Source organism: Desulfonatronum sp. SC1 (assembly GCF_003046795.1).
Lineage (GTDB): Bacteria > Desulfobacterota > Desulfovibrionia > Desulfovibrionales > Desulfonatronaceae > Desulfonatronum.
Genome location: NZ_PZKN01000099.1, coordinates 1 through 518 on the forward strand (window position 1 = coordinate 1; position 518 = coordinate 518).

The window sequence follows — 518 nt, forward strand, 5'->3', positions numbered from 1 at the left end:
TGCGGCAACTGCTAATACGCCAATGGTTTGTATTCCTAGTTGCGACCATCCGCCACCATAAATAAGACCTTCTTCCACAGCAAACAAACCCACTGCAATGGTTCCAAAAGCACCGTTTAGTCCGTGAACTGTAATTGCACCTACAGGGTCGTCAATTCTAAGTACTTTATCGATAAGTTCGATTCCAAATACCAGAACAAAGCCAGAAAGAATACCAATAATAACAGCACCACCAGGAGAAACCACATCACAACCGGCAGTAATGGCAACTAATCCGCCAAGAGCACCGTTGAGTGTCAGAGAGAGGTCGGGTTTTCCGTAACGCTTCCAGGTTATAAACATGGTGACAATGGCACCTGCAGCTGCTGATAAGTTGGTTGTTACAAAAATGTGTGCGATGTCTTTAACATTGTCGCCTGAAGCGCCAAGTGTTGAGCCAGGGTTAAATCCGAACCAGCCTAGCCAGAGAATAAATACCCCGAGCGCACCAATTACCATGTTAGGACCAGGTATTGCAT

1 protein-coding gene is annotated in these 518 nt (G+C 45.9%); it reads right to left on the reverse strand.

Annotated elements, in window-relative coordinates:
* A partial coding sequence (locus C6366_RS20880) for an ammonium transporter (protein WP_368731513.1) occupies positions 1 to 513 on the reverse strand: 513 nt, incomplete at its 3' end.
* Between the last annotated feature and the right edge of the window lie 5 nt (positions 514 to 518).